Consider the following 13,358-nt stretch of genomic DNA (forward strand, 5'->3'; position numbering starts at 1 on the left):
AGGATTTATGCAGTCTGACGCACCCTACAACAGATTTTTAGTGTGACACTTGCGTAAGTCCTATCCCTCTATCTGACGCACCTTACTCAATAAGTTATTCCCAAAGCCGAAAACGACGCAATTTCGTTCATTCGTATCATGGTAAATTAGTGAGCGTGCGTAAGTCCTAGATAAATATTTTCTTTAGCCCCTTTATTTGCTCTACCTCCCAATTTCTTCATTTTCTCATTTTCCCAGTCACCTAAAATTTAATTTTTAAAGTAAAATACTTACTTGCTTGATTTACCGATTTCCCAGACGCAAATTGTGTGAACATAAGCTAAATCGCATACCCCAACCAGCTATCTATCGTGCAAGATACCGACTCCATGAATGACATTGCTGCTGCACTCCAACAGCCGGCAGATTTAGACTTTGCATTACCTGATCCTGAAGATGAACAAATTCCTGAGTCTGATTTTTTACAACAACTTGATGTAGCATGGCAGGTATGCGATCGCTTTGACTTGCAAACAGAAATTTGGCGAGGCCGGATTTTACGTTCTATCCGTGACCGAGAGAAGAAGGGCGGCGATGGGCGCGGTACAGGGTTTCTGAAATGGCTCAAAGAACGCGAAATCAGTAAAACTCAAGCCTATAGTTGGATTCAATTAGCTAATAGTGCTGATACCTTGATATCAGATGGCAAACTGAACCCAGATACAGTTAATAACTTTAGTAAACGGGCATTTGTAGAAACCGCCAAAGCCGCACCGGAAGTGCAACAGATGGTGAGTGAAGCCGCAGAAAAAGGCGATCGCATTACCCGCAGAGAAGTCCGTCAACTCAGTGACGAATGGACAGCCATGTCCTCGGATTTATTACCAGAAGAAGTCAGGGAAAAAGCCGCAGATAACAGCTTGCCACCGCGCTACATTGCCCCTCTAGTCAAGGAAATGGAAAAACTGCCCGAATTGCATCAAAAGGCATTACAAAGGGATATAGCCGCCAATCCTGACGTTGATACTGTCAAACAAGCCACCTCCGAAGCCCGTCAATTAGCCAAGTACCTGAAATCAGCCGCCCAAGTTCAAGCCTTAATAGCGGAAGATGTGGATATTGAAACCGCATTAGAAGAAGCCCAGAGAGTCGGTTGTTTAAGTATTGCTGCTGACTTGGTAAATCAGGCATCGCAAATTGAACAAACCATTGGCAAATTGTATATGACCTGGAAAAAAATCAGTAGTTTAGCAGATAGATTATATGTAGATACTGGTGCAAGTACGCCTAATTTGCGATCGCTCCTCACCTGCATAGAACCTCTAGGAGGGGAAATCATGGAACTGCAATTAAGCGGTACAACAGAACATACCATTAGATTACAGATTCAGGAAACGAATTAGGTGATTTGGAACCAGAGGATGTTGACAATCTCAGCGGCTAAAGCCGCTGAGATTCTGCGCTGAAACGAGCCAGTTTTAATAGCCTGGATGACCTCAAAAGTGACATACTCCACACACTCCCCTATGCCTTGCGGCACGCTTACGCGAACGGGTGAGTGTGGGCAACGAGCGCGACTCTTCTATGAAGACATTGACTGAGCTTTAAGACCGTGTGTCCCACGGTTCTTGATATTAATTGAAGCATTCAAATCCCGGCACAAACTGACCTTACAGTTAGGGCAATTGTGCGTTCTTTGGGATAGCGGCTTTTTAACTTTGTTACCACAACTAGAGCATTCTTGGCTTGTTCCGTTTGGATTTACAGCGATTACTTTCAGCCCAGCATTTTCGGCTTTGACTGTTAGTATTGAAATAAGTTGTCCCCAACCCGCATCGTTAATACTTTTTGCCAATCTTGTTCTAGCAAGTCCCTTGATGTTTAACTTTTCAACAGCTACTACATCATATTTTTTCAGTAGATTGTTTGCAGTTTTAAAATGAAAATCTTTGCGGGTATCTGATACTTTCTTGTGTTGAATACCCAGTTTTTTAATAGCTTTTTTACGACGATTAGATCCTTTCTTCTTACGAGAAACACGACGTTGTGCTGACTGTAATTTACGTTCAGCTTTACGCAAAAACTTAGGGGCGGCAATTCTTTCATCGTCTGAAGTGACGATAAAATCTATTAAACCTACATCAATACCAACAATATTATTAGCATTAAAATCAGGTTTAATCGTTGGAACTGTTTTGTCGTCAAGACTTAGAGTTACATAATACCCGTCTGCTTTTTTAGTGACAGACACAGTTTTAATATTAAACCCATCGGGTATTTGACGATGAACAATTACTTTAATATCACCTATTTTTGATAACGTGATTCTGTTATTAACAAAGTGATGTTGCTTGAATTGGGGGAAAGTGAAAGTTTTATATTGCCCCGCACCTTTAAATCTAGGTTTTCCAGATTTCTTACCATTTACATCGCCTTTTAACCATCGGTCAAAGGCTAACTCAACTTTTTTAGGGACTTCCTGTAGCACCTGAGAATGAATTGTTGTGTACCAAGGACGGTCTTTTTTAAGTTGAGTTAATGATGCTTTTTGACTGTAATAATTTGGTTTATCCTTGAGTTCTGGTAGATAGCAAACGAAAATGGAACATTTATCAATAGGAGAACGGTTTTGTTCATACCAATGAAACCGTTGAGCCAGCAAATAATTATATTGATACCGCAACATTTCTAGTGTTTTATCAATCTTTTCTGCTTGCTCTTTTGTTGGTTTAATTTTGTATTGGTAGGATGTCCGCACCTGATTATTGCCTTTTTCTGGTGTTGGTGTTACTATTTTAGTATACACCAATTGCAAGAGATATGGCAAGAGGCTCATGAAAAATGATTTTGTCTTAAAGGGAAGGTCGGTCAGCGACTTAAAAGTACATCTAGTTTTAACGACAAAATATAGGCGTAAAGCCTTTACTGGAGAGATGTTACGGCGGCTGCACGTCATTTTAGAAGAGCTATTAGTTAAATGGGATTGCAAGCTTGTGGAGTTCAATGGAGAAGAGGATCATATCCATTGCTTATTTCAATACCACCCGGACTTAGAATTAAGCAAACTGATAAATAATCTTAAATCAGTTTCTTCTAGGAAGTTACGCCAAGAATTTTCGGAACATTTAGCCAAAATTTATTGGAAAGATGTTTTTTGGAATGGGTCTTATTTTGTAGCTAGTTGTGGTGGGGTAACTATCTCAACGTTACGAAAATATATTGAAAATCAAAATTCACCGGAAGAATAAGAAAGTGTTCGTTTCCTCCATGTTCCCTTCCTTCGTGCTACGCACATTAGTCAGGGAACTGTCGTCAACTCACGCGCCATTCATCCCACGCTCCTAAGAGTGAGACGTGGGGCTTCTGTCGGTTAAGCTAAAATCCTTGATTTTATTAACTATTTTAATACAACAATGGCTAAACCTTTCAAGTGGACATATAAAGGTAAAGTCCTAGCTATTTAATGGTCTATTTATTTACGCCAAGCTGCACTAGAGTCAATACTCGCCATCAAAAAGATCCCCGACTTGTTTGAGAAGTCGAGGATCTATGTTTTGAGCGTTATTCTTTAGTTCTTGACTACAAGTGCAATTGATGAAGCACTGTACTCACTAAATGATGAGTAATGGGTAAACTATCTACCACCATTGCCAAACACAATAGCATCATGTAGGAAATGGAATACAAAAATAACTCGCGGGCGATGGTTTTATCTTCGGGATTTTGCAGTAAGCGCCAAGACTTATGGACAAATACTCCACCTAAAGTCAAGGCAATAACAGCATAGACAATGCCACTGGCGCGTAGGGGATAAAACAGCAGGATGGTGGCTGTGACAGTAATTACTGTATAAAACCAAATTTGCCTGACGGTTGCTTCGTCACCTACGACTACGGGTAACATGGGGATGCCTACCTTGGCGTAATCATCACGAATCATAAGTGCCAAAGCCCAGAAATGGGGGGGTGTCCACAAAAAGACGATCGCAAAAATTAGCCAAGCTGCCCAGCTTAAAGTATCTGTGACTGCTGCCCAACCAACTAAAGCGGGAATTGCCCCTGCGGCACCACCAATGACGATATTTTGGGTGCTATGACGTTTGAGCCAGTGAGTATAGACTAAAACATAAAAGATGATGCCAGAGAAGGCTAAAAATGCTGCTAGAAGATTGGCGCATACTGTGAGGAGGGTAAAAGAAAGTACAGCCAGGGCGATCGCAAAAATTAACGCATCCCGGGGTTGGATTTTCCCAGAGGGCATAGGACGATGGCGTGTCCGCTCCATGTCATAATCTATATCTCGGTCATAGATACAGTTAATGGTTTGGGCGCTCGCTGCGGCTAAAGTTCCACCAATCATGGTAATAATTAACAACCAAGGATCTACCTCACCCTTTGCGGCTATCCACATACTCCCAGCAGTGGTAATTAACAGTAGGGGAATAATTCGGGGTTTGGTTAGCTGGTAGTAACTTTGAACGACTTGGAGAAATGTGTCGTGTTGACGACGAGAGACATTAGTCTCAATCATTTTAGGTCTTTTTCCTTATTTTTCAAGAACTGGTCAGCAAACCGCTGGCTGTGAGGACAATGAGATTTTATGGATTTACGTCAGGAGTCAGGAGTAAAACTGGCTTACTGTGTTTGTGACGGAGGAAGTAAACCATCCCGCAGTGATAAAACTGTAAATACTACCAAAGTCCCCAGTAAAGTCGCACCGATAGCTTGGTGAGAAACAGTGAGAGGTTCAACTTGTAAATGTAACCGGAAGGTAGCCACACCCAAGAGGAGTTGTAAAATCAACAAGCCACCAGCCATATTTGCTAGTTTTCGCAAAGCTGGATGCAGCGCTGGTGTGCGCCAAGAAATGAAAACAACTGCTAAAGTGGCGATGGTTGGCGGTACTAAGCCAAAAATATGACTGTACATGACATCACAAAGTTGTTCACCTGCCAAACATTGGTGTAAAGCCCAACGCGAACCTACTAAAGCACCAACTAGACTTTGCAAGTAGACGCAAACAGCAGCAGTTAAACCCACCCAAGGCAACTTTCCTACTGTTCCCGTGCCTTGATAGGGACTCAAACTTGTACCGATAATTAACAAAGTGGTGAAAAATAGTAGTGCTGTTCCTAAATGGGCGGTAACGATATCAAACCGCAATAATTCAGTTACAGTCAGTCCTCCCAAAATCCCCTGGAATACGATTAAAAACAGGGCAAATGTGGATGCCCAAGGTAGCCACTTGGGTAAATATTGACGATGCCACCAGGATAAACCACAAAGGGCGATCGCACTAAAACCAATTAAAGCCGCATCCAGGCGATGAAACCACTCCAAAAACACTTGGAGATTCATTTGCTTGGCTGGAACTAACTCCCCATAGCACAAAGGCCAGTCAGGGCAAGCAAGTCCAGCATTCATGACGCGGGTAGCACTGCCTATAGCCATCAAAATCAAGGTGGCTACGCATATTTTCCACACCAAGCGACGAATCATCTCCTGGGGCTGTTGTGCTACTGTGGCCGCTTTATTTTGTTGTTCTAGGACAAATTCATTCATTAACAATACCTTCGGACCGCTTGTGCAAGAACAGTTGAAAATTTTCTATTTTGATTTAGTACCAACCTCTACTCACCCTAACCTATAGGTCAAAATGTAGAAATCAGCTTTCCCTTACACTTTGGATCACTTTAGCTAGTTTTCGCTGTAAGATTTCGTGCTGTTTTGCAGATGGAAATAATTAATCAATGAGAATTAATGGAAATTTCCGAAAATTTTTGGACTAATTGTCATCTAATCTCGGCAAGACAACTTATCTCCCTTGTACTCAAAATTGTGTTCTTAATCGAAAAAATTAATAAAGATTTCAGACCAGCGGACACTATATCTCATTGCCTGCACTACCTTAGTAGGTAGAGTTACTTTAACAAGTGAAGTAACTTACAGACAAAAATACCTTTGCCATTTTTTGCTTTGTTGGGTTGCGCTGTCGCTTAACCCAACCTACGAATCCAAGGTATTGAGATAAAATAGTCAATTAATCACAAAATCAGCCGTGAAAATTCCAAATGCAATCTGGACATTACTCATTGGCATTGTCCTCACACTTGCCAGTCTCTGGTACGGTCAAAATCACGGTCTGTTACCTGTAGCGGCCTCCGACGAAGCCCCTTTGGTAGATGGTCTATTCAACACCATGATGACTGTTTCTACAGGCATATTTTTGATTGTTGAAGGTGTTTTAATTTACGCTGTTATTAGATATCGTCGTCGGGCTGGAGACAATGAAGATGGGCCAGCCATTGAAGGTAATGTACCTCTAGAGATACTGTGGACAGCGATCCCCGCAATTATCGTTATCGGTATTTCTCTCTACAGTTTTGATGTGTATAACAACATGGGTGGTTTTGATCCCCATTCGGCTCATGCTGCCCCGATGATGGAAAATGCCATGAATATGCCGGGAACGGCAATGGCTGCGACTGTACAAGTGTCACAGTTAAATACAAATTCTGATGAAGTTAAAAAACCGCCAGAATTAACCATTAACGTCACTGGAATCCAATATGCTTGGTTATTCAACTATCCAGATAAGGACGTAACAACGGGTGAACTGCATTTACCCATTGGCAAAACAGTGGAAATCAATATGACAGCTAACGATGTCATCCACGCCTTTTGGATTCCTGAATTTCGGGTGAAACAGGATGCTATTCCTGGTAGACAAACCCATTTGCGATTTACTCCCAGAAAAGCGGGTGATTATGACCTAATTTGTGCTGAATTGTGTGGACCATATCACGGAGTGATGAAAAGCCAAGTAGTTGTGGAAACACAGGAAGCTTTTGATAGTTGGATGCAAGAACAGCTAATTGCTGGTAAAGATATTCCTAATCAAGCGGTAGCTGTGAATTCTATGTCCATGACTGCTGACGAATTTCTCTCTCCTTACACTCACGATATGGGCATTCACTCAGAAATTCTGCATCAAATTAAGTAGTTTGGGAATTACTTGAGTTGCAGCAGTTACAGGAAGAGATTTTGAACCTTTAAGTTATACATTCACACAGGGGGAGGAGGCGGACGTTTGGGGAAGAAAATCCTTCTCCTTTCTGACTCCTAAACTCCTGACTCGGTGACTCTTTTTTGAAAATATGACACAAGCACAGTTAGAAGAAATTGCTCATGTCCCTAACCATGCTGAAGAACATGGGGAAAGGCATTGGCGAGACTTTTTCGGTTTTAGTACAGACCATAAGGTAATTGGGATTCAATATCTGGTAACATCCTTTGTTTTTTACTGCATTGGCGGCGTAATGGCTGATTTGGTGCGGACAGAATTACGGACTCCAGAGGTAGATTTTGTTACACCAGAAATTTACAACAGTCTGTTTACTCTCCATGCCACAATCATGATTTTTTTGTGGATTGTGCCAACAGGAGCAGGATTTGCCAACTATTTGATCCCGCTGATGATTGGGGCGAGAGATATGGCATTTCCGCGTCTGAATGCGGTAGCTTTTTGGATGGTTCCCCCCGCAGGTGTATTACTGGTTGCTAGTTTGGCGGTAGGTGATGCCCCGGATGCTGGTTGGACTTCTTACCCACCTCTGAGTTTGGTGACAGGCCAGGTGGGTGAGGGGATTTGGATTATGAGTATCCTGCTTTTAGGAACTTCTTCGATTTTGGGGGCGATTAATTTTATCGTCACCCTTTGGAAGATGCGTGTTCCCAGTATGGGCATTTTCCAAATGCCTTTGTTTTGTTGGGCGATGATTGCAACTTCGGCTTTGGTGTTGGTATCTACACCCGTGTTAGCTGCGGCTTTGATTTTGCTGGGTTTTGATTTGCTGGCAGGAACAACGTTTTTTAACCCGACTGGTGGGGGAGATCCTGTTGTTTACCAACATATGTTCTGGTTCTATTCTCATCCGGCGGTTTATATTATGATTTTGCCTTTCTTTGGGGCAATTTCGGAAATTCTGCCAATTCATGCCCGGAAACCAATTTTTGGTTATAAAGCGATCGCTTTTTCATCTCTAGCTATCAGCTTTTTAGGGTTAATCGTTTGGGCGCACCATATGTTTACCAGCGGTGTTCCCGGTTGGTTGCGGATGTTTTTCATGATCACGACAATGATCATCGCTGTCCCCACTGGGATTAAAATTTTCGGTTGGTTGGCAACTATTTGGGGTGGTAAAATCCGCTTCACCAGTGCCATGTTGTTTGCTATCGGCTTTTTAGCAACTTTTGTGATTGGTGGCATTAGCGGGGTAATGTTGGCCGCAGTTCCTTTTGATATTCACGTTCACGATACTTACTTTGTGGTGGCACATCTCCACTATGTTTTGTTTGGTGGCAGTGTGTTAGGAATTTTTGCGGCTATTTATCACTGGTTCCCGAAAATGACGGGACGGAAACTGAACGAATTTTGGGGTCAGGTGCATTTTGCCTTAACCATGATTGGTTTAAATATGACTTTCTTGCCCATGCACAAACTGGGATTAATGGGTATGAACCGCCGCATTGCTGAATATGATCCTAAGTTCACAAGTTTGAATCAAATCTGTACTTACGGATCTTATATATTGGCGGTTTCGACATTACCATTTATCGTCAATGCGGTTTGGTGTTGGTTCTATGGGGAAAAAGCGGGCAATAATCCTTGGCAAGCACTGACTTTGGAATGGATGACTTCTTCCCCTCCTAGTATTGAGAATTTTGAAACTCTCCCTGTTTTGACTACTGGTCCATACGATTATGGGGTCAGTGAGGAAAGAATTGAAACTGAACCTGTGTTAACTCCCCAAACTGAATCAGCACTTTAGAAAAGGGACAGGGCGTAGGGGGAAGATTTTTCTGTTTTCTTCCTCCTGACAACTGACAACTGACAACTGACAACTGACAACTAAAAATTTATGCAAGGTCAAATTATTGACACGGCGACAACTGAACTAGATCACCATGCGGTGATTTCTCATCATGAAGCACATCCAGATCATCGCTTGACTGGTCTATTTATGTTTTTGGTGGCTGAGGGCATGATTTTTATGGGTTTGTTTGGTGCATACCTGACTTACCGTTCAACTATTCCTGTCTGGCCACCGACAGGGACACCGGAATTAGAATTGTTGTTACCCACTGTGAATACTTCTATTTTGATAGCTAGTAGTTTTGTGATGCACAATGCTGATACGGCTATTAAAAAGAATGATACGAAGGGAATGCGGTTTTGGTTGGCAATTACCGCTGTCATGGGGGCGATTTTTTTGGCGGGTCAGGTTTATGAATATACTCATTTGGAGTTTGGTCTGACTACCAATTTATTCGCTAGTACATTTTATGTGTTGACTGGTTTTCACGGCTTGCACGTTACTATCGGCGTTTTAGCGATTTTAGCAGTTTTGTGGCGATCGCTTACTCCCGGACACTACAGCAATGAAAACCACTTCGGTATTGAAGCAGCGGAAATTTACTGGCACTTTGTAGACGTAATTTGGATTATTTTATTCGGATTACTCTATTTACTCTAGGTATTTATTACTTAGTTGTTCACTCCACTCGAATAACCTACAATCCCCCCAAGGGGGTTTTTTTGTTTGTACTGGTTATTATTTATGGTATGAGTATATAGTAGGTTGGGTTAAGCGACAGCGCAACCCAACATTATCAAAATTATCAAATATTTTGTCAAATATTTTGTTGGGTAACATTCTTACTTTTCTTTACACAGATTGGTTTTATTGTGTTCACCTACTTACCCATAAGTTTTGTGTCATCTGCAAAAACTCGGCAAACAAGGGTTCTCCAAAATTTATTACTCTCAGGGAAGGCATTTCATCAAACATATCTGGGTAAAAAGTGATCTGGTATTCGCGGCTTTTATAGATAAGTAACCAAGTTCTTTCCCCGTTTGGCTGAAAAATCACCCCAGCAGATTTTAAAATTGTTGATGTGGTAAATAAATGTTCAATGCTTTCTGGTGTGAAGGGAGTGGGTGGAATAGGCTTTTGAATTTCCGCTAAATCAGCATCCAAATCCATTGTCACCATTGCTTCAATTCCTGAACGTAGAGGCGCATCTAATACTGAATCAAACTCAGACATTAATACATCCTCTTCTTCTGGATCTGCACTCATCGCAGCTTGTTCAATGAATGTGGGAACTTTAGCTAAAATGGGTTGGAGATTCCCAACAACTGTAGCAAAGGCGTTAATGCGATCGCGCAATTTTCTGTAAACTTTTGCTTCTACTGTGCCATCATAATAAAAATTGTGAATGCGGACAGTAGTATATCTTTGTCCAATTCTATCAATTCTGCCTATCCGTTGTTCTACTCGCATGGGATTCCAGGGCATATCATAATTGATTAATACCCCACAATTTTGCAAGTTTAATCCTTCTGATGCAGATTCAGTACAAAGCAGAATTTTAATTTCATCCTGGCGAAATTTGCGTTTAATTTCTTCCTTGGGAACTACACACCAAGTAGGTTCACTGTTCCCTGTTGAATGTTGAGTGTTAACTTTTAATAATTCCCCACCACGTCCAGAATAACAAGCTACTTGACTACCATATAATTCTTTTAAAGCATCTCGTAAATAGTCCATTGTGTCTGTGTATTGAGTAAAGACAATAGCACTTTCTCTTTGGCTTAATTCTTGACGTAAAATCTGAATAAAATGGGAAAGTTTACTATCTTCTCCTGTATTTTCAAATTGCTGTAATAAATCTTCTAAATATTGAATTTCCTGGGGGTCTACTTCTTCAAAGAAAGATTCCATTCCCGAAATTACTGCATCATTAGCTTCATCAATATCCGCATAATCATCTTCTGTAATAAAACTGCCTTGTTTAGTTAATAAACAATCTAAACCCCGTTGTAAAGATGCTTTGATAGCGTAGAATGAACTGGTTAAACGTTTCCTGTACAAAGTCATTAAAAAACCGCGACAGGTACGCTGATCTTTTTGTGCTAGTCTGTAAAAATGACGGACATAATTACTAACAGCTTGGTAAAGCGGAACTTCACGGTTAATTTCTAAACTAATGGCATTATCTTGAACAATTCTACTAGGAATATCTTGGGTTAATAATCCGCGTTGATAATATTGTCTCAATGTATCGCGGGTATGACGAAACATCAAATCTTTTAAAGGAGTATTAACTGTTAAATATTGTCGGGAAGTATTAATAAAATTTTCATCTGCTAATAATTGTTTATGATTAGAGATTTTCCTACCTCGTTCCCATAAATCCTGCATTTTATAAGCAATATTTCTATCTTGTTGGTTTAAAAATTGCTGTAATCGAGAACAAGGTTTTCCTCCTTGTTGAAAATAGTCATTAGACATGACTTGCCAAAAGTTCAGGATTTCTGGTTTTACACTACTTGGTAATGATTCAAAATAATTACAGAAGTTATCTCCATAACTCCAATGTCCTTGCATTCCTAGTAAATTTAATAAATCAAAAACTTCTATAGCATCAATTTGCATGGGAGTAGCAGAAAGCAGAATTAAGGCTTGAGTTTTATCCTTTAATTGCTGCATTAATTCTAATAACCGATTCGGTGTTTCTTTGCGATTTTGAGGGCTTTTTCTTCTAGCGTGGTGTGCTTCATCTAATATGACTAAATCCCAAGGTTCTGCTGCTAGTAATTCCTGCATTCTTTCTTTTCTCCGCACTAAATGGGAAGAAGCGAGAATTAAATCTTGGCTATTCCAGGGATTGTTAATTTTTGACTGCTGACGGTATTGTTCAGTTAATAGTGAACTGTGAACTGTGAACAAATTTTGATTGTAACTCCAAAAATGTAAATTGAATTTTTCTCTTAATTCTTCTTGCCATTGGGGTTGGACACTTGCAGGGGAAAGGATGAGTACCCGTTTGGCTTTTTTAGCTAAGAGGAGATAACGTAAAATTAGTCCTGTTTCAATGGTTTTACCTAATCCAACTTCGTCAGCAATAAGAAAACTTTTGGGAAAGGTTTCTGCTACCCGACGCAATATTTTAATTTGGTGTGGCCAGGGTTTTATGGGAATTGATTTTAAACAAAAGTCTAAACATCCAGGATGTTGATGAATATTCGCTAGTTGGTAAAATGCTTGTTTTTCTTCTTCGTTGATGGCTGTTAATTGTTGACTGTTGGCTGTATTTTTTCGGTTATCTGTGAACTGTGAACCGTCAACTGTTAACGGTGAACTGTCAGCATTTTTTATTGGCCGAGAATCAAATTCAATTTGAGGATTCCAGGTAGGTTTAGATGTTGGGGCATAATTTAACAGTTTTTGTTGCACTGCTTCGGGAATTTCAAATACACGGACATTGGGGGATAAGTTATACCACAGTTGTTCAAATCTGGAAACTTCTTCTTCTACTCTATCTAATTCTCTTCCTCCTTCCCAAGAACAATAAACGTGAAAGGATTCGACGTTTTTCTCCCAACCGGCAATAGATTCGTTATTAGAACCATTAAATGCTAATTTATCACCGTTGCTATCTGTAAAGATGCCGACTTTCTCATGAAATATATGTTGAGGATCTAGTTGTTGTATGCTATCTTCTGGAAGTCCATTTTCTTGGAGAGGAATGGCTATTTTGATGTCGAGATATTGATTTTGAATTAACCAACTGAGTATTTCTAAATGTTTGAGTTGGGCAAAGTTTTCTGGTGGTGTTAAGTCGGCATCTAAACGAATTAGTAAAGCATCCCGTAATGTGTATCCTTGTTCTATTGCTTGCAAGTCTTGGGGACTAAATTGGCATCCCATCATTAACCGGATTTTGCCTTGATTGTGTAACATTGCCCCTAAACCCCGCGCTACTTTACTTAAAATGGCGCTGCTAAAAAAGCCTGATTTTCTGTCATATTGGATGGCAGATTCTAAGGCAGGAATATAGAAGTCAGCAATCGTATTGTGGGTGTTGCTGGAGTAGCTGATTTTCCAAGAGGTATCGCGTAGAGGTTTCAATTTTTTAACCAGTTATCTAATTTTAACTTGGGAATATTTATAAAATCTTTAGTCGTTATCCTAATTATCAATTGAGTTTATAATTCTACCTTGATAAGCATGACGTTCTTTGTCAATTTCTGCAAATATTTCGGTTAGTTCAGGTTGATTTTTCCAAGTACCGAATAATTTATTTAGTTTAGCTAGTCTCTCCTGTTCTGTTAATGGTTGTTTTGGTTTTCTGATTTGATTTTCAATAAATTCTAAGTCTATTATTTCTAAGTCTACTATGATTTCTGTTCCATCTGGAATATTGTTAAGTTGTTCTAATATTTCTATATTCTGTCCCCGTTTTATGCCTCTTACTTTCATTTTCAATCTCCTGTGATTAATAGTTATTAGTTGACTGTTTAATTGTCTGTGA

General features: G+C 40.2%; 10 protein-coding genes. 5 read left to right on the forward strand and 5 right to left on the reverse strand.

Annotation, left to right across the window (positions count from 1 at the left end; genetic code table 11):
• Window positions 1–368 precede the first annotated feature (368 nt).
• The gene (locus CA730_RS22860; protein WP_407919811.1) at window positions 369–1,382 is read left to right on the forward strand and encodes a hypothetical protein; all 1,014 of its coding nucleotides are present in this window, start codon (window positions 369–371) and stop codon (window positions 1,380–1,382) included.
• Between the two features lie 179 nt (window positions 1,383–1,561).
• Here the strand turns inward: CA730_RS22860 and CA730_RS22865 are convergent, their stop codons facing one another.
• Complete coding sequence (locus CA730_RS22865; protein ID WP_096671746.1) at window positions 1,562–2,737, reverse strand: RNA-guided endonuclease InsQ/TnpB family protein; 1,176 nt, start codon at window positions 2,735–2,737, stop codon at window positions 1,562–1,564.
• 76 nt (window positions 2,738–2,813) lie between these two features.
• Here CA730_RS22865 and tnpA point away from each other — a divergent pair, with 76 nt between their 5' ends.
• A complete protein-coding gene (gene tnpA, locus CA730_RS22870) occupies window positions 2,814–3,227 on the forward strand; it encodes an IS200/IS605 family transposase (protein ID WP_039201589.1) in 414 nt (137 codons plus the stop codon).
• A gap of 331 nt (window positions 3,228–3,558) precedes the next feature.
• On the opposite strand, the gene CA730_RS22875 is transcribed toward tnpA, so the two are convergent.
• Window positions 3,559–4,509, reverse strand: coding sequence for a heme o synthase (locus CA730_RS22875; protein WP_096670822.1), 951 nt, complete (start codon window positions 4,507–4,509; stop codon window positions 3,559–3,561).
• A 104-nt stretch (window positions 4,510–4,613) separates the two neighbouring features.
• The gene (locus CA730_RS22880; protein WP_096670824.1) at window positions 4,614–5,540 is read right to left on the reverse strand and encodes a COX15/CtaA family protein; all 927 of its coding nucleotides are present in this window, start codon (window positions 5,538–5,540) and stop codon (window positions 4,614–4,616) included.
• A 496-nt stretch (window positions 5,541–6,036) separates the two neighbouring features.
• On the opposite strand from CA730_RS22880, the gene CA730_RS22885 reads away from it, so the two are divergent.
• The 3 genes from CA730_RS22885 (at window position 6,037) to CA730_RS22895 (ending at window position 9,514) form a co-directional block, all read left to right on the forward strand.
• Complete coding sequence (locus CA730_RS22885; RefSeq protein ID WP_096670826.1) at window positions 6,037–6,981, forward strand: cytochrome c oxidase subunit II; 945 nt, start codon at window positions 6,037–6,039, stop codon at window positions 6,979–6,981.
• 154 nt (window positions 6,982–7,135) lie between these two features.
• Window positions 7,136–8,809: a cytochrome c oxidase subunit I gene (gene ctaD, locus CA730_RS22890; protein WP_096670828.1), complete on the forward strand. Its 1,674-nt coding sequence runs from the start codon at window positions 7,136–7,138 to the stop codon at window positions 8,807–8,809.
• Window positions 8,810–8,899: 90 nt separating this feature from the next.
• Window positions 8,900–9,514 carry a cytochrome c oxidase subunit 3 gene (locus CA730_RS22895; RefSeq protein ID WP_096670830.1) on the forward strand — a complete coding sequence of 205 codons (615 nt, stop codon included), beginning with the start codon at window positions 8,900–8,902 and terminating at the stop codon, window positions 9,512–9,514.
• A 216-nt stretch (window positions 9,515–9,730) separates the two neighbouring features.
• Here CA730_RS22895 and CA730_RS22900 read toward each other — a convergent pair whose 3' ends face one another.
• A complete protein-coding gene (locus CA730_RS22900) occupies window positions 9,731–12,955 on the reverse strand; it encodes a helicase-related protein (protein WP_096670832.1) in 3,225 nt (1,074 codons plus the stop codon).
• 60 nt (window positions 12,956–13,015) lie between these two features.
• Window positions 13,016–13,306 carry a hypothetical protein gene (locus CA730_RS22905; protein ID WP_096670834.1) on the reverse strand — a complete coding sequence of 97 codons (291 nt, stop codon included), beginning with the start codon at window positions 13,304–13,306 and terminating at the stop codon, window positions 13,016–13,018.
• Window positions 13,307–13,358: the final 52 nt, after the last annotated feature.

This window comes from Dolichospermum compactum NIES-806 (assembly GCF_002368115.1).
In the GTDB taxonomy this organism is placed as follows: Bacteria; Cyanobacteriota; Cyanobacteriia; order Cyanobacteriales; family Nostocaceae; genus Dolichospermum; species Dolichospermum compactum.